This is a genomic window from Flavobacterium sp. LC2016-13 (assembly GCF_009707955.1).
Classification (GTDB): domain Bacteria; phylum Bacteroidota; class Bacteroidia; order Flavobacteriales; family Flavobacteriaceae; genus Flavobacterium.
In genome coordinates, this window is sequence record NZ_WMDQ01000003.1 from 309,084 (window position 1) to 334,833 (window position 25,750).

A 25,750-nucleotide genomic window follows, 5' to 3' on the forward strand; every position below is an offset into this window, starting at 1 on the left:
GTCAGCTTTGTAATATGACTTTATTAATCCGTCAGGTGAAATTGTGGTGCTATCCTTTTTAAATTTAATTCCAAGTCATTAACAAGAAGATTATTTTTAAACAAATTACACCCAACGGATTTTTTAGTTATTTCTTAATCAATTTTTTAGTCCAGCTTTTTTGATCTGATTTAAAATTCAGGATATAAATTCCTTTCGGAAGCCTGCTGATATCAATAAAACTTTCATTGGCAGCTGCATCAACTTTATTCTGAATAATTAATGTTCCTGTATTATCATAAATTGTTACCACTTTATTATCTAATTTTTCAGGTAATGAAAGCTGTACATAATTACTCGCCGGATTTGGATACAGTACAAAAACAGTTTCTACTTCTTCTGCTTCGATAACAGCCGCTTTTTTGGCAGCTGAAGCAGATCCGTAAGCTTCGATTTCAAACAGAGAATATCCGTATGGAGCTAATGCTTTGGCAGTACATAAAATTCTAATGTATCTTCCCGTTCCGCTTACCGCTAAATCATCAGTTCCGCCGTCGCTTGCTGTTTGCGTATTAACCGTTTCATTTTCGGTGAAAACATTATCCGTAGAAATCTGTACTTTATATTGGGTTGCAAAAGCCGCTTCCCATTTTAATACCACACGGTTGATATTGTAATTACTTCCTAAATCAACATAAATCCATTCGCTTGCATTAGCAAAACTACTTGCCCAACGAGTTCCTGCATCTCCGTCTGTGGCTTTCGCCGAAGAATAAGTAGCATTTTCTTCTGTAGAAGCTGTTGCTGTTTTTGCTAAAGCTAAATTGACATTTGGATTTGCCGTGATATTTCTAACAATAACATCACTGAAAACTCCCGTTGTCAACGTTCCGTTTGCGTGAGATGTTACAGCCATTCCTGCATAAATTGTATTTGCCATAACAATTGTTTTTGGCGTTCCAAGTTGTGTCCACGTTGTTCCATTATCAGAAGTATAAGATGTAAATACATTTCCTGATCTTACAATACGAATCCATTTTGGAGCCGTTCCTGCAGCTACATCAGCAGTCGTAATTCCCGAAACAGCATTTCTGGCTAAAAACTCTACACCCGCCGCTGCACTAACATCGGTCATGGCATGTTTAGAAGTTGGCGTAAGCGTTTCACGGAACATAACTCCCGCTTTGGCATACGTATTTGTGTTGGTCAATGAATTTACTTTGGCAATAATCTCTGCATCACCGGTAATAGGTTGATTTACAAATTGAAATTGATCGCTCGTTTCCCAAATATCTGTTCCTGATCCTTTAATCGTAAAAGTTCCGTTAGCATGAGTTGCTTCTCCTGCCGGAGTTACAGCACCTAAATCTGTACTAACCCACGGCGCAGGTAAAGTTGCCGGAGGATTTTCTGTAGAAACTAAATTTACAGCTCTGATATTATCAAAATAATACGTGTTTCCGGAATTTGTTCCAGGTTCTAACAAGAAAACAAAACGATTCACTTCATTGTCTAAAGTCGAAGCATCCGGAGAACTTGCATACGTAAAAGTTACTGTATGCCATGTATTGGTTTGTTTTACAACACCTTGATAAATACTATGTCTTCCCGTAGGATAATTTGAAGGAATCGAAGCGCTGCTTTCTGCCTGCCATGAAATTACAGATCCAACCGGAGCCGAAGTGTAAATATCCATAGCGAATTTTTTAGTTCCGTTTTTGAAATCTGCAATGTTGGTTAAAGTCGTATTGAATGAAAAATTATCATACAACTCGGTTGATTTTCTAACATATTTTCCAACATTCGAAGACGTATTAATTCCGCTTGCACTTGGATTTGCAGTATTTGGAGTATAAGTTCCGTTAGCGTCTCTAAACGTAATATTATGAACGGTTTGATAATCTTCATACACAACACCTGGCGTGAAAGTATCAGGAAGTTTGGTTGTACCAATTCTGATATTATCAAAATAATAAGTGTCACTTGTATAAGAACCTGAATTCGCTAATATTACCATTTGGTTGATGGCAAGATTTGAAGTTCCAGCATCCGGACTTGAATTGTAATAGAAAGTCAACGTTTCCCATTGATTTTGTTTCGTCGTGATCGCTACATAATTACTATTTCTTCCTGTTGGAAAATTAGCCGGAAGCGATGTTGCACTGTTTTCTAAATTCAAACTTACAACCGTTCCAATTGGTGCAGAAGTATACACATCGATCATGATTTTATTCGTCTGATTTTTTAATAAACCAGCATCTTCAATTGTGCTTTGTGTATTGAAGAAAAGTACATCATATTGTTCAGTTACATTTCTAACATATTTTGCCACATTCGCAGATGAGTTAACCGAATTAGTTCCCGGATTTGCTACAACAGAATAGGTTCCGGTTGTAGTTCCTTTTATAATTTTGTTGATGCCATCGTAGTTTTGTAAAACATCTGTAGCAATAATTGGTTTTTCAGGTGCGGCTTTCGTTAGCAAATTATCAAAATAATACGTCGTTCCTGCATTCGAATTCGATTCAAAAAGGAAAACGACATTATTTATTGTTAAAGCACTTGTGTTTGGATCGATAACTTTTTCAAATTCAAATTCAATAGTTTCCCATTTGTTTTGAACCGTTGTTGTGGCTTTGTAACCGCTATGTCTTCCTGACGGAAAATTTGTTGCTGTTGTTACAAGACTATTTTCAAGTTGCATCGAAATTTTAGTTCCAACCGGAGCTGAAGTATAAATATCAAAAGAGATCTTTTTTCTGCCATAAACATAATCATTGGCATTACTGATCGTTACATTTTTGATATTCAAAACATCGTATAATTCAGCTGTGTTACGAACATATTTTCCAACTAAAGCAGAAGTATTAATTCCCGTAGCCGATGGATTTGCAACGGCTTCTGTTAAAACTCCTGTTTTAAGTCCGTAAACAATATTCCTGTTTGATTGAAAATCTTCGTAAATTCTTTCTACCGGTAAAGGAACTTCGGTAGTTACAGCCAATTTATAAGTATTAGCAGTACATCCTGAAACTGTAGTCGCTACCGAAACATCTCCCCCAGAAGTTCCCCAGTTTACAGTAATTGTATTTGTTCCTTGTCCTGAAGTAATGGTTGCGCCTGCAGGAACTGTCCAGTTGTAAGTTGCGCCTGCAATCGTATTTATAGAATACGTTTTTCCTGTTTCGTTGTTGTATACTTTTGCATCACCAAGAACGCCGTAAGTAAAACTTCCGCTGTAAACGCGAACATAATCGACTTGCAGTTTTGCCGGAAAATCAGCCGGAATTGGTTCTACACCTGCACCGTTTACACTTGTATAAGGCGTTCCACCGCTACCAACAGCCAGATTTAAAATGATATAAAACTGTTGATCATTAAAAGGCCAGCCTCCATTTACAGTCGTATTTGGTGTAGCAGTATGAAATAAATTGCCGTCGATAAACCATTTAATGATATTTGGTCCCCATTCTACCGCATAAACGTGAAATTCTGTCGATAAATCTGTTGGAGAGCTATAACTTCTTCCTGTATAATGATATCCGCCGCCATCGTAATGAATCGTTCCATCAATCGATTTTGGGTTTCTGTGTTTGGCTTCCATAATATCAATTTCACCTGTAAAAGGCCAATTTGATGTGCCGGCAGGTAACATCCAGAATGCAGGCCAAGCTCCCGTTCCGTTTGATAATTTCATACGGGCTTCGATTCTTCCGTACTTTATAGCGTATTTTCCCTCTGTAGTAAGTTTTGCTGAGGAATATGGTTGTGACGGAAATGATGCATTCGGTTCATATTTAGCCTGAATGTTCAAATAACTGTCTGATCCTTCTTTTACAATTGTGGCCTGATTCGGATCATAACGTTGTGCTTCTGCATTTCCGAATCCGCAAAGTGAGGGACAACCGTTTCCGGAAATACTTTGCCATTTGGTTAAATCTACGGTTGTACCGTTAAATTCATCTGACCAAATTAAAGTGTTGCATTGTGCCTGAAGTTTAAAAAAAGGTGTAAGAAAAAATAGTATCAAAATAATACACCTTATTAAAAAATAGTAATTGCTTCCCGGTGGTCGGCCGAAAAAAAAGTCTTTTTGTTTCATTTTTTTTGTTTTTTGTTAGTAAAGCTTATTAACACAACAAATCTTCTGTTTTTCTACAAACAGATCTATATTGTATTAATAAGATGACAATATTAACAAATAAACTGCCTAAAATTAACATTTATGGCTACGGTTTGACTACGGTGTTTATAAAAAAATGTAATAATTAGCCGTCAAAAAGCGTAAAACTACTTAGGATTTTACTGATACTAAAAAACGCGCCAGGTATTGGTTTTAAACAGATCGAGAAGGAATTTTATTTGTAAGAATAGGTTAAAATGTTTACCGCTGAACAAAGGATTGAAAGATTTCTTTCATGCAGATTCTACAAATTGAAGCAGATTTAAATTTGGATAATTATCTGTGCGCATCTGCTTAAATCTTTTTTAAATCTGCGTGAAAAATTACAGCAAATCAAAAATCTGCGAGATCTGCCAAATCTGCGAGAAAACATTAAACACATTAAAAATTAAGAATAAACTCCGTAATATTAGTATCTGACGGAAGCTGCATTTTTTTTCGAATACGGTATCGGGTATCTTCAACGCCCCTTACGGAAATCCCTAAAAGTGGAGCGATTTCTTTTGTATTGAAATTCATTCGCAAATAAGCACACAAACGCATATCGCGAGGAGTCAGTTCCGGGAAAGTCGTTTTTAAACGTTGCATGAAGTTATCATGAAGCTGATTAAAGATTTCTTCAAACTCATTCCAATGTTGATCGCCTTGCAATTCGTGATCAATAATTCGGTTGATTTTTGTCAGTAAACTAAAATTAACGTTAGGTTCGTTTTTCTTATCAATCTGACCAATAAGGTCTTTTATAGAAAGCAGGATTTCATTTAAATGAATAAGATTCACAGTATTCGAAGCTACTTTTGCATTTTTAAGATTAATAGTCGCTTCCAGATTTTCCTTTTCTAACAACAATTTCTGTTCATTAAATTCTGCACGCGTAAATAAAAGTTCTTTTTCCTGATTAATAATAAGTTGTGAACGTTTGCGTTCTGCAAGGTTTTTTTGATATTTGATAATCGTATAAATCAAAACGCCAAAAAGCAGTAAATACAAAATATAAGCCCAGGTCGTTCTGTACCACGGCGGTAAAATTTCAAATTTAAAAACAGCTTCTTCACTTACAACATCATAAATATTTTTTGCCCTTACATGAAAAACATATTCGTTTTCAGGCAAGTTCGTATATTCTTTTTCAGTCTGCAGACTGTATTCTGACCATTTAGGTTCAAAACCTTCCAGCCAATATTCGTATTTTGTTGCATCGGCTTCATCATAACAAAGTGAGGCAAACGAAAAATGCAAGGCGTTATTTGAATGCGATAAAGTAGGACAAAGTTCTTCACTAGTTTCATTATGTGACGGAAGTACATCATATCTGCTCGAAAATAACAAACTGTCTTTCGGAAAAATACATTTAACCTCTGAAATAACAGCTTTGTATTTTGCTTGATATTTTTTGTTTTTGGTTATATTATAATGAATCAAACCGTCTTGTGTACCAAAAAATACATCTCCGTTTGAAGTGGTTTGAATATTTTCGAAACCCGGAATATATAAATATCTTAATTTTCTAAAAGGCAATTCTTCTTTAGTAAATTTCCCGTCTGATTGCTGCGTCATTTTTCCGGTATTTTCACCAGAAACGTACCAGATATTATTTTGATTATCTTCTTTAAGTAAACGAATATGATTATCAAGTCCGAGATATTTTTTGAAAACAGGATCAGGAATCATTCTTTTTGAAGTTGTATTTCGCTTGTAAACTCCCTTTGTTGTTCCAAAAAGAATCTGATTATTGATTTTGAAAGTATTCAAAAACAAACTCGACGGAAAACCAGTTCTTTGATCATAAAACTGAATGTTTGAAACTGCGTCAAAGGTTTTATTAAATCTAATTTTAAAAATTCCTTTATAACCGTGCGCGATCCAAATGTTTCCTGCTGCATCTTTTTCAATTACCCTGCTGCTTTCTTCAAAACCTTTTATTTTATGTTGAAAAACCCAGGAACCATTTATATTTTTCAATAAATACAATCCCGTATATCCGCCAACAAGCAATAAATCAGGATGATCAGGAATAATTATACCTTTCCATGCGCCATCGGTTTTTGCAATTAATTGAGCCGAATTTCCTTTTACTTCGAAAATTCCATTCTTTTCAAAAGCTAAAAGTGAGTTACCAAAAACACCAATATTCCAGACATTTTCAGACATTCCCGAAATATATTGAAAGTTTGCATTTTCTCGTTTTCCATTTTTGTATGCATTCCAATCAAGCCAAAACAAACCATTATCTGTAGCGATATATAGCTTATTCTGATAAATCTGACTGCAATATATCTTGGTTTCTGAATTTGATGTATCTAATATTCTTGACAAAGGCGAAGAAATCTGAATCAGGGAAATACCTTCTTTTAATGTAACCCAAAGATTTCCTTCTTTATCGGTTTTAAGATTGGTTACATATTCGTTTTGCAAACCCATTTGTTTGTTGACATGTTGAATAAGATGTCCCAAACTATCTATAACTATCAATCCCGTTTGTCGCGTCCCGATTCCGAAATATCCGTCAGAAAGCAGAATTCCGGTTGTAATTTGATTTTGTTTCAGTAAATAATCAGCTTCGGTTACAAAAGGCTGTATTTGATTGTTTTTATAAATAAAAAGTCCATTTTTTTGGGTCAGCAAAATCAAACCATCTTTGGTTTCAAATGCTTTTCGAATCTTCATTCCTGAAAATTTTTGTCCGTCGATTATGGGTTTCAAAACATCATCTTTAAGTTTCAACAATCCTTTTTCATTATCTAAAACATAGACAGCATTATCGGTTTTAAAAAATTCATCAAAATTAGAATCAGACTTTATTACTTTGATTTTGTTGTTTTTATAAATAAATAGTCTTTCGCTGGAGAAAAAAACCACTTCGTTATTGAACATAACCGTATGCAAAACATCGCCAAAATTTTTAGCAGAATCCGGAAGCAGTTTTACTAATGAAGTATATTTATATTGTCCGTTTGGTAATTCCACCACAAAGCCAAAATCGCCCTGTGCGCCAACATACATTTTATCATTTTTATCGATCGCAAGAGAGCGAACCATACTTTTATTTTCCGGTTGTGTTATGATACTCCATCGTACTCCGTCAAACTGCATAATCCCGAAATGATTGGCAAAAAACATCATGCCTTTAGAATCCTGCAAAAGATCCCAATTCTCAGAAGCTGCTTTATACGTTTTCGGATTGTAATTGGTGATAAATGGAACTCCGATTTTTTTAATTTGGGCGCTAAAAAAATGGGGCAAAAAGAATATCGATAAAACTAAAAATCTAATTGTAAAATTCGTCATTTCGTTTTTGTCTGTAGGTTACTTTACGGCCTTAAAAACCGCAATCTTAAAAACAACCGCTTTGGGAGAAATCATTTTTAAGTAATATAAATCGTTTATTTATTAACGCTAACATTAATAATTTAATATTTTAAGTCACAAAAAAAGCGAATATCTAAATTCAAATATATAAAATTTTATTTTATTGTAACAAATTACATTGATAATTGGGAATATGCGAATTCAAAAAGTGTACAATTAAGAAATATAAAATCAAAGTCTATACAAATAGTTATTTATAGATTAGTTATTTGTTAATTTGCATTCGTTTAAAAACCAAACATGAAAAAAATCCTTTGTTTACTGAGTATTATTTTACTATCGTTTTCTTCCTGCACTAATGATGATAAGGAATCATCAAATTTACAAGAGCCTATTTTTGTAAAAGAAACGGCGGTTAGTATTAACGGTAAAACTTATACACAAAAAATGTCTTATGATGGAAATCGAATTCAAAGTATTACTTTTCAAGACGGATCTAAAACTAATTATATCTATACTGGTGATGTAATTACAAAAGTTGAAGATGTTGATGCACAAGGAAAACTTTTTTCAATTAGAGAATATAAATACGTTAATGGCAAAATTTATTCTTGTTTGAGTGCTGATTACGATTTTGGACCTCAATACAAAAATCTCGTAAAGTATTTTCATAATGAAGATGGAACTGTTACGTACCAAAAATATAACGTTAATTTCATAACGGGCGAAGAAGAAGAGGAAGATCCTATTTCAGGTAAGTTTTTCTTTAAAAATGGTAATATTATTAAAGATGAACAATATTTGAATTCTGTATTAGAAAGTTCGCTATTATATGAATATGATACTAAAAATAATAATTTAAAAAATATTTTAGGCTACAATTTGTTATTAAAACTTGAGTCAACAGTTAATAATATTATTAAAACAACTTCTTTATATAAAACAGGTTATATTGGTACCGTGATTAATGTGTATGAATACAATTCAAATGGTTATCCTACTTCAAAAATGGTCGATGTTGTTAACGGAACACCATATTCAATAGTTAGATATCAATACTAATAAAAGAATCTTTTTTTAATTTTAATATAAGTAAGACTTCCATTAATGGAAGTCTTACTTATAAAATCAATATATAGTTGAAAGAATAAGCTATAGAAACTAAGTATAAAATTAAAAACGAAGCACTTTATCCAACTCTTCATAACTATCAAAAAGTACCGCTCCTTCTTCTAATAAGTCATCATTATTATAACCGTTAGCAAAACCGTAAACTTTAAATCCTCCCGAAATTCCGGCTTTTACTCCGGCTTTACTGTCTTCGATTACAATGCAATCTTTGACATCAAAACCCATTTGTTTTGCAGCGTGGAGAAAAATCCCGGGATCTGGTTTCCAGCTATTAATTTGATAGGAGCTAAATATTTTATTTTCGAATTTATCCATCAAACCCGATACTTCAAGATTTAATCGGATTTTGTCAACGGGACCGCTGGAAGCTACACAATACGGAATTTTTAATTTATTGAGAAAATCAACAATGCCTTCCATAGGTTTTACCTGAGTTCTGAAGGCTTCAAAACTCTTTTCGCGATATTCAGCTTCAAAATTATCAGGAAGTTTTTTTGCAATTGCATTTTCTATATGAAGGAAACATTCTTTTAAGTTACGACCGTTAAAGTCGCGATAAGCATCTTCAAGTTCCATTTCGAAACCATGTTCTGCCGCCATGGAAAGAAGAATTCCATTTCCTATTTTTTCAGTATCCACAAGAACTCCGTCGCAATCAAAAATTATACATTTAACTTCCATATTTTATTCTTTACATTTAAAATTATTCGGCTTGACCGAAAATGTAAATTACAAAAATTATTTTAGAAAGTTATGCGGATTTTAAAGCGATGTCGAAATTTTGGAAATGATCTGAACTATAAAATCAGCCTGTGCCGGGTTTATTTTTTTCAGGGCTTCTGCAGTTTGAAACCATTCGGCTTTATCAATTTCAGGAAAACTTTGCAGATTTCCGGATTTGGGCGGCCACTCTATTTCAAATTCATTACTTTTTACCAAAGCAACATCAATATCAAATTCTAAAGCCCAGGCAAAAACTGTTTTTCCTGATTTGAGTTTTACATATTCTAATTTTATAAAATCATCTCCTTCCAGCTCAAAACCGGTTTCTTCCTTAAATTCACGTTTTGCAGCTTCAAGCGGATCTTCGTCATCTGTAAATTCTCCTTTTGGAATCGACCAGCTTTCTAAATCTTTATTTTTCCAAAATGGTCCACCGGGATGAACCAATAAAAAAAATATGGTCGAACCAATAAATTTGTAAAGTAATATGCCGGCACTTTGTTTCATGAAAATGATTTTATTTTTTTATGATGATTAAAAAGATCTATTTCAATTCCATCAGATTGTGGAATTAATCTTAAAAATTTTTCAAATCTTATATTTAAGTTTTTGTTTCTTCCAATAAAAATAATTCTTTATTTGTTAAATATAAGTTTTCAGAATCGATATATTTTAGATAACCCGAATTACTTGATTTTTAGAACTTAAATTCAAATAAAAACTTCCTTTTATTAAAATGAAAAATATTTGCAATCTCATTTCTGTACATATTTTATACCTAATATGTATTCCTGCTTACGATTTGATTTGTAAATTTATAATTCAAATAACCACAATTAAAATCTTCCTATTTTGAAAAGACTTTTTTTATTAACCGTACTTCTGGCAAGTAGTTTTGCCGTTCATTCTCAAAATAAAATCATAACTGTTTCAAATTCTCTTCCCATAGATCGTGAATTTGAAACTGTTGAACTCACCAAAAAATCATTGGGATTACCCTCTTCTGCAAAACTTGAAGATTATGCTGTGAAAGAAGTCACCACAAATTCGTTTTTGGAAACCCAAACTGTAGATAACGATGGCGACGGAATTATGGATGTTTTATTATTTCAACCCAAAATAAAAGCTTCTGCAAAACAGGATTTTGAAGTTTTAGTTGGAACAAATCCATCGGCATCAAAAACAATTAATTGCTATTCGAGATTTGTTCCTGAACGAACCGATGATTATGCGTGGGAAAACAATAAAGTTGCGTTTAGAACTTATGGTCCGGTAGCGCAAAAAATGGTCGAAGATAAAATCGCTGGCGGAACTTTAACAAGTGGAATTGATGCGTGGCTAAAAAGAGTCGAATATCCTATTATTAATAAATGGTACGAAAAAGCAACTAACGGAACGGGAACATATCATAAAGATACTGGCGAAGGTTTAGATAATTTTCATGTTGGTGACAGCCGCGGCGTTGGTGGAATTGCCGTTAAAATCGATGGCAAATATTATTTTTCTAAAAATTTCGTAAGCTGGAAAACCGTTACAACGGGACCAATTAGAACCAGTTTTATTTTAACGTATGCTGATTGGGATGCAAAAGGAAACAAAATAACCGAATCTAAATTGATAAGTCTTGATTACGGAAGTTATCTTTCTCGTTTTGAAATTAATATTACAGGAACAAAATCGATTGCTGCGGGATTAACGCTTCATGACAAAAAAGGAACTATTGGTACAAACCTTAAAGAAGGCTGGATAAGTCATTGGGAACCAATTGATGATTCTGAAATTGGAACAGGATTGGTGGCTCCAAAAAGCACTTTAACGAGTTTTGATAATTATGTAACCAACGATAAAGACTTAAGTAATTTGTACGGAAACATTGCTGTAAAAAACAATAAAGCGATTTATTATGTGGGTTTTGGATGGAAAAAAGGAAGCCCGTTTCAGACTAAAGCAGAATGGGAAACGTATTTGAGTTCCTTTAGTAAAAAGATAAATAATCCGCTTTTGGTTAAGGTTAAGAAGTGATCACAGGTACAGCACCAAAGATTATAAACACAAAATACTTAAACATAGCCTGCGGTTTCAACCGTAGGAACGCAATCATTATTAAAACGCAAACCTCACTATGGTTCCCGCGGTTGAAACCGCGGGCTATGTTTGAAAATTGCAAAGGAGATTTTGTGATCAAATTTTATTGTCGTAATCTTCTTTTTTATCGAAGCTTCACAGGGAAATAATTTTCTTTCAGGATAATCTCTAACGGAATATAATGGGTATTTTCGACCGTTTCTTGTAATACTGTTTTTTTATACAAATGATTGATTCCCATATATCCTTGTTCTTCCGGTCTTTGGTTGATTAAGAAATCAATTATTCCTTTATTTAGGTATTCAATATTATCCTTTAATAAATCGTAACCAATAATTCGAACACCTTTTATATGGTTTTGTTCCAGAAATCTTGCCACAATGTAAGCTCTTGAATTGGGTACAAAAACGCTGTTTATTCCGGAAAACATTTCGAGGTTTAACTGATCAATCCCGGAATCTTTAATGGTTATTTCTGAGAATTTAAAATTCGTAAGTTCTTCATTATCTTTAAAGAAAGAATAAAAACCATCAATGCGTTGTAAATAAACCGATGTACTTTCTATTTCTCTGGTGATTTTAAAAATCAGGATTTGTCTTTCATTTTTTACGGCAAAACTAATAAGTCTTCCCGCCAGATAGCCACTCTGAAAAGCATCTTGTCCAATGTAGGCATGTTCTATATTAGTACCAATATTAGAATCGATCATAACAATCGGAATATTTTTCTTTTGATATTCGTTTAAAAACTGAACTGATTCTTCGTAAAAAATCGGTGCAAACAATAAACCGTCGCACTCAAAATCTAATACTTTTTCGATTTCTTTTTTAAAGGAAACAGCATTAAAATCGTAGAAAAAATAATCGAGAACAACACCGAATTTTCCAAATTCAACAGCCGCTTTTTCTATTCCTGTAATCTGACTTTTCCAATATTCGATATTTTCATACTTGGGAAGAAAAACTGCAAAATGAAATTTTTTATTTAATGCGAGATTACTTGCTAAGATATTTCGTTTATAACCAAATTTTTCAATTATAGCATTTACCTTATCTACATTATCCTGCGTTACCTGTCCACGATTATGAATGATTCTATCCACCGTTCCCGGTGAAACATTGGCTAATTCCGCTATTTTTTTTATTGTTATGATAGTGCTTATTTTAAGGTTAAAACGATTTTATGAGTTCGTAAAATTAATTTTTTTTATTACAGATAAGTTGTTTTAGTTAACTTTTTCTATACATTTGTAACAGCCCGTGTGCGTACACGCAAAAATACATAATTTACATACAAAACAATCATTTATTTAGTATTTGTAAAAAAATTACAAGTAAAAAAATAAATTATAAAATTTAAAATATGATTATAGACATTTTAAGCAATGCTTCAAAGTACTTCGGTTTGCATCCTAATTTTAAAAGAGCATTTGAATATTTAAGTCAAAATGATATTAGTAATCTGGAAAACGGTTCATTTGAAATTGCTGATGGTTTAAGGGTAATTGCAATTTCCGGCGAAGGATCAACCAGAGAAGAAAGTATTAAAGGTTTTGAATGTCATGACCAGAATATCGATATTCAGTTTTTGATAAAAGGCCCTGAAACTTTTGCCTGGAAACCGAGAGAAAAATGCGTGAGTCCAAATGGAGATTACAGCGATGAAAGAGACGTTCGTTTTTTTCATGATAAACCGGATATGTTTTTTGAATTACAGGAAGGACAATTTACGATTCTGTTTCCTGATGATGTACACGCCGCTATGATTGGCGAAGGATTATTGAGAAAAATAGTCATTAAAGTAAAAATATAAAACCATGAATACGATCTCGAACTCAATTGATGTTATTGCAAGACAAGGGATTCTGCCTTTGTATTTCAATACCGATGAAACTATTACGGTAGATGTTTTAAGAACGCTTTACAAAGCAGGAATCAGAGCTGTAGAATATACAAACAGAGGTTCTGAAGCATTATCAAACTTCAAGAAAATGGTCGCTGTTCGAAATGCCGAATTACCCGGAATGTTACTGGGAATCGGAACTATTAAAAACTTAGAACAGGCAAAAGATTTTTACAGCGCCGGAGCTGACTTTTTTATCAGTCCGGGTTTTGTTCCTGAAGTTGCAATTTTCCTAAAAAGCAAAGAAGTTTTATACGCTCCTGGATGTATGACGCCAACAGAAATTATTGCGGCTGAAAATGCCGGAATAAAACTCGTTAAACTTTTTCCCGGAAATATATTAGGTATCGATTTTTTAAGCAGTATAAAAGACATTTTTCCATCGTTGGTTTTCATGACTACCGGCGGCGTTGAAGCTACTCATGCAAGTATTGAAAGCTGGTTTTCTGCCGGAGCTTCTGCTGTTGGGCTTGGAAGTAAACTGATCAGCAAAAAACGTATGGAAGAAAGAGATTATGATGTAATTGAAAATGAGACCAAAAAAGCAATTGAAATAATTCAGACCATAAGAAAATAAATCTGATCAAAATATATTTAAACACATAGAAACATAGTTTTTTCTTTATGTAAAAAAGAAGATCAACTAAAACTCGTTTCTCACACATAGTCCCGATCCCGAAACTTCGGGACGGGATTGTTAATGCAAATGAAACGCCTTTTAACAGTAACAAGATCTATGAATCTATGTGTTAGAAAAAATTACTATAAATCATAAAATTTAAAATGGATTCAATATTTAATCTAAAAGGAAAAGTTGCATTAATTACCGGTGGTGCGGGCGTATTGGGAAGCAATTTTGCAAACGTTTTGGCAAAACAAGGCGTTATTACAGGAATTGTTTCACAATCGATCGAAAAAGCGAATAACACTGTAGCTGCTATAGAAAGCAACGGTGGAAAAGCTTTTGCGATACAAGCCAATGTTTTAAACAAAGAAGAACTGGAAAAAGCCAGAGATTTTATCGTAGAAAAATACGGCCGACTTGATATTTTAATCAATGCTGCGGGCGGAAATATGCCGGGCGCAACGATACAACCAAATCAGGCGGTTTATGACATGCAGGTTGATGATTTGCAAAAAGTGGTAGATCTTAATATTATTGGAACCATGCTTCCGTCGCAAGTATTTGCTGAACTTTTTGCAAAACAAAAACAGGGAATTATTATCAATATTTCATCGGCATCGGCGCAAAGACCTTTAACAAGAGTGGTTGGATATTCGGCTTCAAAAGCGGCGATCGACAATTTCACACAATGGATGTCGGTTGAACTTGCTTCAAAATATGGTGAAGGAATTCGTGTAAATGCGATTTCACCAGGATTTTTTATCGGAGAACAAAACAGAGCTTTATTGCTTACGCCGGAAGGAAAATTAACGCCAAGAGGTGAAAAAATTATCGAACATACTCCAATGGGACGATTTGGAACACCGGAAGATATTGATGGTGCGCTTTTATTTTTATGCAGCGACATGTCCAAATTTGTAACGGGAACAATTATAAAAGTAGATGGCGGATTTGCCGCTACAAGTATTTAAAGATTTGTTACGTTCCTGCAAGGTTTTAAAAACCTTGTAGGTTTACAATAACTAGTTTGTGATTCTTTTACGCGGGATGACACAAAATGAAAAATGCTTCTTATGAAAACGAATGCCCTAGCCCCGATAGAAGTGGAAATCCTTTTGTGCCGGTCCCGAGGCTTCGGGAGGCACAAAAGATTGTAGCGGATAGCGGGAATAGCTTCTTAAAAACATTAATAATTATACCTACAAGATTTTGAAAACCTTGCAGGACGAAAAACACATAAAAATGGAACAAACGTTAAGATGGTTCGGCCCCAACGATCCAGTTTCTTTACAAGATATTAAACAAACCGGAGCAACCGGAATCGTAACTGCTTTGCACCATATCCCGAACGGGCAAGTATGGGAAATTGAAGAAATTATTAAACGAAAAGTAGAGATTGAACATGAAAATGGTGATCCAAAAAAAGGAGCTTCAGGTTTAACATGGTCGGTTGTAGAAAGTATTCCGGTTCATGAAGACATTAAAAAACAAACCGGGAATTATTTGCAATACATTGAAAATTATAAAGAAAGCATTCGGAATCTGGCTTTATGCGGCATCAAATGCATTTGCTACAATTTCATGCCGGTTTTAGATTGGTCAAGAACGGATTTGTCTTTTGAAGTTACTGACGGATCAAAAGCGTTACGTTTTGATATTAATGCGTTTGCCGCTTTTGAATTGTTTATTTTGAAAAGACCCGGAGCAGAAAAAGAATATTCATCAATACAAATTGAAAAGGCGTCTAAATACTTTAACGCCATGAATGATGCTGATAAAGTAAAACTTCAGCAAAATATTCTGGCAGGACTTCCTGGCGCCGAAGAAGCGTATTCTGTAGAAGATTTTCTGGTTACTTTAAGTGGTTATAACCATATTGACAGACAAACTTTAAAGGATAATCTTTTCTTCTTTTTAAAGGAAATTATTCCGGTTGCAGAAAGTAAAGGCGTTTTGATGGCCATTCATCCTGACGATCCGCCCTACCCGATTTTAGGTTTACCAAGAGTTGTAAGTACTGAAGAGGATTTAACAGAATTAATGAATGCTGCGCCTTCTAAATCAAACGGATTTACGATGTGTACGGGTTCATACGGCGTAAGAGCTGATAATGATTTACCGGGAATTGTGAGACGTCACGGCGATAAAATGAATTTTATTCATTTAAGAAGTACGCAACGAGATGAGGAAGGAAGTTTTTACGAAGCCAATCATCTTGAAGGCGATGTTGATATGTACGAAGTCGTAAAAGCGATTCTTGAAGTAGAGAAAAGAAACAATACCGCATTACCAATGCGTCCGGATCACGGGCATCAAATGCTGGATGATTTAAATAAAAAAACAAATCCGGGTTATTCTGCGATTGGCCGTTTAAGAGGTTTAGCAGAATTACGCGGACTTGAATTAGGGATTAAGAGATCTCTATAAAAGGTTTTGCCACGAAGGCACTAAGGGACGAAGATTTTTTTAAGCCACAGATTAAAAAGATTTTGTTTCACGCAGATTCTGCAGATTAGAGCAGATTTAATTTTAATTTTTTTTGAGATAAATAATCTGCGCGTATCTGCTTAAATCTTTTTAAAATCTGCGTGAAACGAAAAAAAATTGTGCCTTAGTGCCTTAGTGGCAAAACCAAAAACTAACTAACCAAATAACCACAAACCATGAATCGTCACGCCCTTATTATTTATTGCAGCGTTTTTGTAAATAGTATTGTAATGGGGCAGCAAACTCCTAAAATACTCACAGATTCAAAAACAAATTACCTGCCTGATTTTAGTTACGCAGGGTATCATTTTGGAGAAACAAATCTTCCTGAACCACAAGGAAAAATTATCAATGCTACTGATTTTGGCGTAAAAGCAAATGACGGTTTAGATGATTCAAAAGCATTATTGAAAGCCGTAAAAGCAGCAAATGCTGTCGAAGGAAATGTGATTTTGAAATTGCCCGCAGGAAAAATTATCCTGAGTGATATTTTATATATTGAAAGAAGCAATTTTGTACTTCGCGGCGCAGGTTCTGGTGAAAACGGAACTGAAATTTATTTTCCAAGACCCATGATGTATCTTAAAAATCCTGAATCATTGGCAGAACTTCGTGAATATTTAACTTCTTTTGATAAAAGACAACGTGAACCTGAAAACAATGTCGATTTGCCATTTTCGCAATACGCGTGGTCCGGCGGATTTATCTGGACTCAAATTCCCAATGAACGTGTAAAATCATATCTGGACAAATACGAACCAACTCCAAATCCTTTGGCAAAAGTAAGTTCCGGAACTATGGGCGAACATATTATTACGGTTTCAGATGTAAAAGGCTTAAAAGTAGGCGATATTGTCGAATTGCAATTGTTTAATAAAGATGGTGAAAATGGCGAAATCATTAAAGATTTATATAAAGGTGCAAATGTAAAACCGGGTTCTCATCATTGGAAATTCCCAAAACTTCCGATTGTTAGGCAACAAGTTGAAATCACTAAAATTTCAAATTCAAAAATAACGATCAAAACTCCTTTGACAATTTCGATTAAACCCAGTTATCAGGCACAATTGGTGGAATGGAAACATTTAAATGAAGTTGGAATTGAGCATATTCGCTTTACTTTTCCTGATATTCCAAGAGTTGCACATCACGTAGAGCCGGGAAATAACGCGATATTTTTAACGCGTGTTTTTAATAGTTGGGTCAAAGATGTTGTGATTACAAATGCTGACAGCGGAATTTTAGCTGAAGAAATTTCGAATGTTACCGTTCAGGATATTATTACTGATGGAAGCCACATGGCACATTATACCGTAACTTTAGGCGGTGTGCATAATGTTTTGGTCAAGAATCTTAAAATTTACAACAAAGCGGTTCATCCTTTGAGTTTCAACACTTTTGCGACTAAAAATGTATATCAGAATTGTGAAATATTTGAAGATGCACTTTTAGACCAGCATTCGGGAGCAAATCATCAAAATCTATTTGATAATATTACAGTTCATATCACCGCAGATAAAAACAATAGTTACTATTTATTTGGCGGCGGCGGCGCTGATTATTGGAAACCATCTCACGCGCCTTTTAGCACTTTTTGGAATTTGAATGTTCAGGTTTCAAATCCTTCTGATAAACCTGTTTTATTATATGGAATGAAAGATGGGCCTTTCGCCAGAATTATTGGCGTGAACGGAAACGCCAAATTCGAAGTAAAATATGAACCTGACGTTTATATTGAGTTTTTGAATACATCAATGGAAAAAGTTCCCTCGTTGTATGATTATCAATTAAAAAAACGAATAAAATAAATGTTTCTTGCCACAGATTTCACAGATTCAAAAGATTAATTTCTATGCGCTAAATAGCCACGAATTCACGAATGATTGCGCACAATAAATTATAAAAATTCGTGAATTCGTGGCTAAAAAACCTTTGAACCTTTGCAGCTCTGAACCTTTGCACCTAAAAAAAAACGCTATGAAATACAAAATAGCCTTTCTATTAATCCTATCTGTTTTCGGAAATATATTTTCCCAAAATAAATATCGTCTCAAAAATATTTCTACGACTGACGGACTTTCGCAGAATTCTGTTATTGCTATACATCAGGATAAATTTGGGCAAATGTGGTTTGGTACGCGTGATGGTCTCAATAAATATGACGGCAGCCGATTCACCATTTATAGAAATGATGTTACTAACAAAACGTCTATTAGTAATGACATCTTATCTATTGAAGAAGATGATTCCGGAAAATTATGGATTGGAACTTATAATGGGCTGAATTGTTATGATCCGGTTAGCAATACTTTCAACCGATATTTGCATGATAAAATCAATCATACTATAAATAGTAATACCATTTGGTGCATAAAGAAAATTGGAGATGAAATGTGGTTTGGAACTTCAAAAGGATTAACTGTTTATAATAAAAGAACAAAACAGTTTGCTTCTGCTTTTCATTCTTCCAAGGATAATACAACGATTCCAAGCAATAATATTCTGAGTATTTTAAAAACCAAAAAAGGTCAGATCTGGCTTGGAACTACTAAAGGATTATGCTTGCTAACAAGCAGAAAAAACGGGAAATTTTCTTTTAAAAATTATCCGCTAAATGATATTGATTTACTCAATGTATCATCTGTTGTTGAAGACCGCTTTAACAATATCTGGGTTGGAACAAAAAACAAAGGGCTTTTAAAATTTGATACTTCAAAAAACAGCTTTGTTTCATTTTTATCTAACGAAAAATATAAGGAAATCAGCAATGAAATCCGGGCATTAGCTATTGACAGCAAAGGCTCGATCTGGATTGGTGCTTATGATGGAATCTATATTTTAGGAGAAGACAAGAGTATTCAAAAGATAAATAACAACAATAGTAATAATACCCATAGCAGTGGAATCGAAAAAGTAAAATCGATTTTCATTGATAAAAAAGGTTCTGTTTGGGTTGGCTGTTATTACAAAGGCGTAAATATGTGGGATATTTCGAATGCGAATTTCTTCAATTATGATCAGAATTCGAAAAAGATTCCGATGAGTTATGATGTGGTGAGTTCAATTGTTACCGACAAAAATCAGAATATTTATTTTGGGACCGAAGGTGGCGGCGTCACTGTTTACAATAAAAATACAGAAGCTACGAGTTACATCAGCAACAAAATTGGACAAACACCCATAAATGACATTAAATCAATGTGGATTGCAGAGAATAATATTTTGTGGATGGGAACTTTCTCTAAAGGAATTTCAGCGTATAATACGCTAAATAAAAGTTTTGAAAACGACCGAATTTCGCCTCAATTAAAGGATTCATTAAAAGATGTAGGTGTTTATTCCATCAAAACAGAAGGAAACGGAATATTGTGGATGGGGACTTTTAGTAAAGGATTAATTCGCTATAATACGGTTTCTAAAGTTTTTCAATTTATTAGAAATGAAAATGCCAAGCCAAATTATCTAAGCAATAATTATGTGCGAACGGTCTTAGTCGACAAACAAAAAAGGCTTTGGGTAGGAACACTGAGCGGACTGAATCTTATTGGTCTTCAAAATTTTCAGCCAAATAAATACGCTGTAAAACATTTCTTTTATGATGATATTACTTTATCAGGAGATGATATTCTGACATTGTTTCAGGATTCTCAGAATAAAATCTGGGTAGGAACAAAAGCAAAAGGATTGCATTATTTTGATGGAAAGAAATTTAACCGAATCAACCTAAAAATTGGAAATACGGTTATTACAGCGATCCATTCTATTTTGGAAGATGATAATAAAAATTTATGGATTAGTACCAATCAGGGAATTATAAAATACAGTACAACCCGAAAAACAGTTGTCAATTATGATCAAAAAGACGGTATAATAAATAATGAATTTAATGATAATGCGGCTTTAAAACTTGATGCTAATAGATTTTATTTTGGAAGCCCGTCCGGAGCAACTTATTTTGATACCCGAAAAATTTCAATAAATCAACACGCGCCTCAGGTTTTGATTACTGATTTGAAAATCAAAAATGAAACTACAAACCCAAATGATTCTTTAGGCATTTTAGAAAAAAGTATTGGTTATACCAAAACTATCACTTTGGATTATGACAAGGCTAATTTTTCAATCAATTTTGCGATTCCGAATTACATTCGATCCAAAAAAAATCAATACAGCTACCGTTTAACCGGACTGGAAAATAACTGGACACTTACAAAAAATACAGAAGCCATGTATGCGATTCAGAATCCGGGAACGTATGTTTTTGAAGTTCGTGGCGCCAATAATGACGGCGTTTGGAATAAAAACCCAACCACTTTAACGGTTGTTGTAAAACCGGCTCCGTGGCGCAGTATCTGGGCATTTTTATTTTACGGAATTGTGATTGGTTTAGGTTTATACGGTTTAATCTGGATTATGAAATCGAAAGCGAGATTAAAACAAAAACTGGAACTGGAATATCTTGAAACCAAACGTATTGAAGAAAACAACAGGGCAAAACTGGACTTTTTTACCAATATTTCGCATGAATTCAGAACGCCTTTAACTTTGATTTTAGGACCGTTACAACAAATTCTGGCCGATTATAACGGAACGAATGAAATGTATAAAAAGTTGTTGGTTATTGAAGGAAGCGCCAATCATCTTTTGAGTTTGATTAATCGCTTAATGGATTTTAGAAAACTCGAAAATCATCAGGTAACTTTAGAATCTGCCAACGGAAATATTGTAAAATTTACCAAAGAAATCTTTTTGTCTTTTATCGAATATGCGAAAGACGGCGGTTACAATTATACTTTTGAAGCTTCTGAAGAAGAAATTCTGGTATATTTTGATCGTTATAAACTGGAACGTGTTTTTTATAATTTGATTTCGAATGCATTTCGTTATACCCCAAAAGGCGGAAACATCAATATTAAAATAAATCACGATCACGAAAATCTTTTTATTGCCGTAGAAGATTCCGGAGTTGGCATTGCCGAAGAACATATTGATAAAATTTTCGATTTATTTTTTGAAGTTCCGTTGCATAATAACGTTCAGAAAAACTACAATAAAGGAACCGGAATTGGATTATCTATTGTAAAAAACATTGTCAAACTGCATAAAGGAACGATCGATGTAACGAATAAAAAAACGGGTGGTGTTGTGTTTAAAGTCGCGCTTCCGTTGGGCAGAGCACATCTTTTGGAAACTGAAATTATTCAGGATTTCAAAATAAGTGACGATATTGTACAATATACTGCTCAACTTGAAACGGCAGAAATAACAGAACACGAAGATATTGACGATTTTGTAGTAAATGCCGAAAAACAAACCATTCTGATTGTCGAAGATCATAAGGTTTTGCGATCTTTTATGAAAAATTTACTCAAAAAAGAATACAATATTATTGAAGCTGAAAACGGAAAAATTGCCTTTGAAAAAGCATTGCAATATGTTCCTAATTTAATTATCAGCGATGTTATCATGCCTGAAATGGTAGGAACAGAACTTTGCTCGAAAATCAAAGAGAATCTAAAAACAAGTCATATTCCGGTAATTCTGCTAACATCAAGATCTTCTTTGGTTTATAAATTTGAAGGACTCGAAAGCGGTGCCGATGATTATATCAGTAAACCTTTTAATTTAATTGAATTTAAACTTCGCGTTAAAAATCTGTTGAATTCAACCGAAAGATTAAAAGCCAAATTTTCTAGCGATGATAATTTTGTTCCGTCAGAAATCACAGTTTCATCACTTGATGAAGAACTGTTGAAAAAAGCATTCAAAATTGTAGAAGAAAATATCTCAAACGAACAATTTGACATTCCGTTTTTCTGTTCAGAATTGGGTGTAAGCCGCACGATGTTATTCTTAAAAATAAAAGCGTGGACAAATTATACGCCAAACGAATTTATTCATGAAATAAGATTAAAACGTGCTGCTCAATTATTAGAACAAAACAAACTTAATGTTTCTGAAGTAAGTTATAAAGTTGGATTTAATAATCCGAAATACTTTAGTAAATGTTTCCAAAAAAGATACGGAGAAACACCGTCACAATTTGCTGACAAATTTTCTAAATCTGTCTCCGTACTGTAAAAATCCTCTGTTTATAAGGCTTAAAAAAGGGTATCTGTATTTTTAGATACCCTTTTTTGTATTTCTATATCGTTTGCGCCCTATACATTTGCGATATGAAAATCAGAAAAACAAAATTCATGTTACTGCAAATTCTATTTGTCATGCTAATCATTGGAATGAGTTTATTGCTTTTTTACTTTATCTAAATTTAACTTAAAACCACAAAATGAATGTTTACAAACCTCAAAATTAAATCGCTTAAATGGTATTTTATGGTACTTTTTGTACTTGTAAATATTGTTGTAAATGCACAGGACAAAAAAGTCACCGGAAAAATCACTTCCAGCGAAGATTTACTCGGACTTCCTGGTGCTAATGTTTATATCAAAGGATCATCAGTTGGAGGATCTGCGGATATGGATGGGAATTATACTGTAATAGTTTCAGAAAAAAATGCTGTTTTAGTCTTCAACTTTGTAGGATATCAAACTGTAGAAGTTCCGCTTGGAAATAAAACAGTAGTCAACGTAAGTTTAAAACCAGACACAAAAGCACTTGATGAAGTTATTGTAGTAGGTTACGGAACTCGTAAAAAAAGTGATATTACGGGATCTGTATCTTCTGTAACAGCAAAAGAATTAACCGCTTTTCCGTTATTAAGTGCAGAACAGGCTTTGCAAGGGCGCGCTGCAGGGGTTTCGGTACAATCTAATAATGGTGGTGAACCTGGCGCTCCTGTAAAAATCAGGGTTCGTGGAGGAACTTCGATCAATGCGAGTGGAGATGCACTTGTAGTTGTAGATGGTTTTGCGGGCGCTTCGATGCCGCAACCTCAAGATATTGCTTCTATTGAGGTTTTAAAAGATGCTTCTGCAACTGCTATTTACGGATCAAGAGGTTCAAACGGGGTTATCATGGTTACAACTAAAAAAGGAAAACCAGGAAAACCGGTTATCGAATTCAGTAATTCAACATCAGTACAATCAGTAAACAATAAACTTGATTTATTAGATGCAGATCAGTTTGTGGCATACAGAAAAAGTTTTACAACGCATACTTCTAGTGGCGCTAACACAGATTGGCAAGATGTTATTTATCGCGAAGGAATGATTTCGAATACTTCATTATCATTTTCAGGTGGTTCAGATACGGTTAAATATTATGTTTCCGGAAATTACTTCAACCAAAACGGTGTTGTTATAAATTCAGGAATCGATAAATACACGATCGTAAGTAATCTTGAAGCTGATTTATCATCGAGATTTAAAGTGGGGCTTAATTTATTTCAAAGCAAACAAAACAAAGAAGGAATTATCAGCCAGACTGGCGCCGGAGGAACTGGTGCTGCGGGTGTAATTGCTGCGGCGTATCGTTTTATGCCGGACAAAGGAATTTATAATGCAGACGGAAGTTATACATCAACGGCTCCGATTGGAGATGATATTGATAATCCGTACGCAACAGCTATGGAAAATGTTTTAGAAACGGTTTCTATCGTAAACAGATCGAATTTCTTTGCTCAATATAAAATTACAAAAGACCTTGATTTTAAAACTACTTTAGGATTAACAGATAATAATTCGCAAACCGGAAGATTTATTCCGTCAACTTTAATTGCAGGAAAAAATATCAAAGGAGAAGCTTCTGTAAACAACACACGATTTTCTTCTTTCCTTACAGAAAATTATCTAACGTATAAAAAAGAAATTATCGACAAAGGAATCCTGACAGTTCTTGGTGGTTATTCATATCAAAAAAACAAAAACGAAAGCTCTTTTGCCGCTTCAAGAGGATTTTTGACCAATACAAATTCATACCATAATTTAGGTGCAGGAACAGTATTCTTAAAACCGGGATCTGCTTTATCTGAAACAGAATTAATATCGGCTTTCGGAAGGTTGAACTTTGATTATGATGATAAATATTTACTAACATTTACAGCGCGTCGTGACGGTTCTTCAAGTTTTAGTAAAAATTACAAATACGGAACTTTCCCTTCTGGGGCAATTGGCTGGAATATTGGTAAAGAAAATTTCTTAAAAGACAGCAAAACGGTTTCAAATCTTAAATTAAGAGCGAGTTACGGAGCAACAGGAAATCCATCAATCGATGCCTACTCTACTTTATCACGATTTTCAGAAATTTATGATGTAAGCGGTGACGTCATTGTAAATGCGGTTCAATTGACTTCTTTAGATAATCCGAATTTAAAATGGGAAACTTCATACCAACAAGATTACGGTATTGATTTAGGTTTATTTGATAACAGAATCAGTATTACGGCAGATTATTACAAAACAATTACCAAAGATTTATTGTTCAGCAGACCTTTACCGGCAGTTTCCGGAATCGCAACTCAGCTTCAAAACGTTGGAGAATTAGAAAACAAAGGTTGGGAATTGGGTATTACGTCTAAAAACTTTACAGGTCCTGATTTTACGTGGTCTACAAATTTTAATATTTCTTCAAACAAGAATAAAGTATTAAAATTAGCCGATAATAAAGATCTTATAATTAACTCTACGCCAGGACATTTCCTTGCTACAGATTCTCAAATTTTAAGAGTTGGTGAACCGGTTGGTTCTTTCTACGGATTTATTTATGATGGTGTAATTCAACAAGGCGAAACGGTTCTTCCGGGTAACTTTGAAACGATTGCGGGTGGAGAAAAATTCAAAGATGTTAATGGTGACGGAAAACTGGATTCTAACGATAAAACGCTTATCGGAAACCCAAACCCTGATTTCATTTTTGGTTTGAATAATGATTTCACTTATAAAAATATCGACTTGAATATTTTCTTTCAGGGTTCAGAAGGCAATCAAATCTTAAACTATACTTTGATGGAATTGGCATCTGGAAACAACAATGCAACTACTGAAGTTTTAGATGCATGGACACCAACACATACCGATACTAATGTGCCTATTAATGCGGCAAGAACAAAAAGAGTTACGTCAAGATTTGTTTATGATGCGAGCTACATCCGTTTAAAAAACATTTCTATCGGATATAGTTTAGATGAAAAAGTAGTTTCGAAAATTGGATTGAGCAAAGTTCGTTTCTACATCAGTGCACAAAACCTTTGGACGATTACAAACTATCCTGGATCAGATCCTGAGGTGAATTATCTTAATGATACTAACGCCAGAAGTAATACCAATTTAGGTTTAGATTACGGAAGTTATCCAAATGTAAGAACCTTCACTTTTGGTTTTAATTTAAAATTCTAGTTTTAAAATAATATTAAACACATAGAAACA

The 25,750-nt window shown here is 33.9% G+C and carries 14 protein-coding genes; 9 read left to right on the top strand and 5 right to left on the bottom strand.

All coding sequences use genetic code 11. The features are described from left to right. Positions 1 to 127 precede the first annotated feature (127 nt). Positions 128 to 4,081, bottom strand: coding sequence for a family 16 glycosylhydrolase (locus GKZ86_RS08460; protein WP_154782677.1), 3,954 nt, complete (start codon positions 4,079 to 4,081; stop codon positions 128 to 130). A 462-nt stretch (positions 4,082 to 4,543) separates the two neighbouring features. Next, the gene (locus GKZ86_RS08465) at positions 4,544 to 7,450 is read right to left on the bottom strand and encodes a triple tyrosine motif-containing protein (protein WP_154782678.1); all 2,907 of its coding nucleotides are present in this window, start codon (positions 7,448 to 7,450) and stop codon (positions 4,544 to 4,546) included. Between the two features lie 321 nt (positions 7,451 to 7,771). On the opposite strand from GKZ86_RS08465, the gene GKZ86_RS08470 reads away from it, so the two are divergent. After that, positions 7,772 to 8,533, top strand: a complete 762-nt coding sequence (locus GKZ86_RS08470; RefSeq protein ID WP_154782679.1) for a hypothetical protein — start codon at positions 7,772 to 7,774, stop codon at positions 8,531 to 8,533. A gap of 111 nt (positions 8,534 to 8,644) precedes the next feature. On the opposite strand, the gene GKZ86_RS08475 is transcribed toward GKZ86_RS08470, so the two are convergent. Together GKZ86_RS08475 and GKZ86_RS08480 are read right to left on the bottom strand one after the other, a co-directional pair. After that, entirely contained in the window at positions 8,645 to 9,283 is a 639-nt protein-coding gene (locus GKZ86_RS08475) for an HAD family phosphatase (RefSeq protein ID WP_154782680.1), read from the bottom strand. Positions 9,284 to 9,364: 81 nt separating this feature from the next. Continuing rightward, positions 9,365 to 9,832: an NUDIX domain-containing protein gene (locus tag GKZ86_RS08480; RefSeq protein WP_154782681.1), complete on the bottom strand. Its 468-nt coding sequence runs from the start codon at positions 9,830 to 9,832 to the stop codon at positions 9,365 to 9,367. A gap of 345 nt (positions 9,833 to 10,177) precedes the next feature. On the opposite strand from GKZ86_RS08480, the gene GKZ86_RS08485 reads away from it, so the two are divergent. Beyond that, positions 10,178 to 11,347: a DUF4861 family protein gene (locus tag GKZ86_RS08485; protein ID WP_154782682.1), complete on the top strand. Its 1,170-nt coding sequence runs from the start codon at positions 10,178 to 10,180 to the stop codon at positions 11,345 to 11,347. A 187-nt stretch (positions 11,348 to 11,534) separates the two neighbouring features. On the opposite strand, the gene GKZ86_RS08490 is transcribed toward GKZ86_RS08485, so the two are convergent. Beyond that, entirely contained in the window at positions 11,535 to 12,572 is a 1,038-nt protein-coding gene (locus GKZ86_RS08490; protein WP_370456754.1) for a substrate-binding domain-containing protein, read from the bottom strand. 200 nt (positions 12,573 to 12,772) lie between these two features. Between GKZ86_RS08490 and GKZ86_RS08495 the strand changes: the two genes are divergently transcribed. The 7 genes from GKZ86_RS08495 (at position 12,773) to GKZ86_RS08525 (ending at position 25,720) form a co-directional block, all read left to right on the top strand. Next, positions 12,773 to 13,222 carry a YhcH/YjgK/YiaL family protein gene (locus GKZ86_RS08495; protein ID WP_154782683.1) on the top strand — a complete coding sequence of 150 codons (450 nt, stop codon included), beginning with the start codon at positions 12,773 to 12,775 and terminating at the stop codon, positions 13,220 to 13,222. A gap of 4 nt (positions 13,223 to 13,226) precedes the next feature. Next, entirely contained in the window at positions 13,227 to 13,889 is a 663-nt protein-coding gene (locus GKZ86_RS08500) for a bifunctional 4-hydroxy-2-oxoglutarate aldolase/2-dehydro-3-deoxy-phosphogluconate aldolase (RefSeq protein WP_154782684.1), read from the top strand. A 206-nt stretch (positions 13,890 to 14,095) separates the two neighbouring features. Continuing rightward, entirely contained in the window at positions 14,096 to 14,908 is an 813-nt protein-coding gene (locus GKZ86_RS08505) for an SDR family oxidoreductase (RefSeq protein ID WP_154782685.1), read from the top strand. A 271-nt stretch (positions 14,909 to 15,179) separates the two neighbouring features. Beyond that, positions 15,180 to 16,364: a mannonate dehydratase gene (gene uxuA, locus GKZ86_RS08510; protein WP_154782686.1), complete on the top strand. Its 1,185-nt coding sequence runs from the start codon at positions 15,180 to 15,182 to the stop codon at positions 16,362 to 16,364. Positions 16,365 to 16,600: 236 nt separating this feature from the next. Next, positions 16,601 to 18,232, top strand: a complete 1,632-nt coding sequence (locus tag GKZ86_RS08515; RefSeq protein ID WP_154782687.1) for a hypothetical protein — start codon at positions 16,601 to 16,603, stop codon at positions 18,230 to 18,232. Positions 18,233 to 18,401: 169 nt separating this feature from the next. Then, on the top strand, positions 18,402 to 22,505 hold the full coding sequence (locus GKZ86_RS08520) for a hybrid sensor histidine kinase/response regulator transcription factor (RefSeq protein ID WP_154782688.1): 4,104 nt from the start codon (positions 18,402 to 18,404) through the stop codon (positions 22,503 to 22,505). A gap of 212 nt (positions 22,506 to 22,717) precedes the next feature. Beyond that, positions 22,718 to 25,720 carry a TonB-dependent receptor gene (locus GKZ86_RS08525; RefSeq protein WP_154782689.1) on the top strand — a complete coding sequence of 1,001 codons (3,003 nt, stop codon included), beginning with the start codon at positions 22,718 to 22,720 and terminating at the stop codon, positions 25,718 to 25,720. The last annotated feature ends 30 nt before the right edge of the window (positions 25,721 to 25,750 follow it).

Coding starts and splice junctions, on each gene's coding strand:
- GKZ86_RS08480 (WP_154782681.1), bottom strand. CDS start 9,832: ATGAAACAAAGTGCCGGCATATTACTTTACAAATTTATTGGTTCGACC.
- GKZ86_RS08515 (WP_154782687.1), top strand. CDS start 16,601: ATGAATCGTCACGCCCTTATTATTTATTGCAGCGTTTTTGTAAATAGT.
- GKZ86_RS08470 (WP_154782679.1), top strand. CDS start 7,772: ATGAAAAAAATCCTTTGTTTACTGAGTATTATTTTACTATCGTTTTCT.
- uxuA (WP_154782686.1), top strand. CDS start 15,180: ATGGAACAAACGTTAAGATGGTTCGGCCCCAACGATCCAGTTTCTTTA.
- GKZ86_RS08505 (WP_154782685.1), top strand. CDS start 14,096: ATGGATTCAATATTTAATCTAAAAGGAAAAGTTGCATTAATTACCGGT.
- GKZ86_RS08520 (WP_154782688.1), top strand. CDS start 18,402: ATGAAATACAAAATAGCCTTTCTATTAATCCTATCTGTTTTCGGAAAT.
- GKZ86_RS08460 (WP_154782677.1), bottom strand. CDS start 4,081: ATGAAACAAAAAGACTTTTTTTTCGGCCGACCACCGGGAAGCAATTAC.
- GKZ86_RS08475 (WP_154782680.1), bottom strand. CDS start 9,283: ATGGAAGTTAAATGTATAATTTTTGATTGCGACGGAGTTCTTGTGGAT.
- GKZ86_RS08500 (WP_154782684.1), top strand. CDS start 13,227: ATGAATACGATCTCGAACTCAATTGATGTTATTGCAAGACAAGGGATT.
- GKZ86_RS08495 (WP_154782683.1), top strand. CDS start 12,773: ATGATTATAGACATTTTAAGCAATGCTTCAAAGTACTTCGGTTTGCAT.
- GKZ86_RS08525 (WP_154782689.1), top strand. CDS start 22,718: ATGTTTACAAACCTCAAAATTAAATCGCTTAAATGGTATTTTATGGTA.
- GKZ86_RS08465 (WP_154782678.1), bottom strand. CDS start 7,450: ATGACGAATTTTACAATTAGATTTTTAGTTTTATCGATATTCTTTTTG.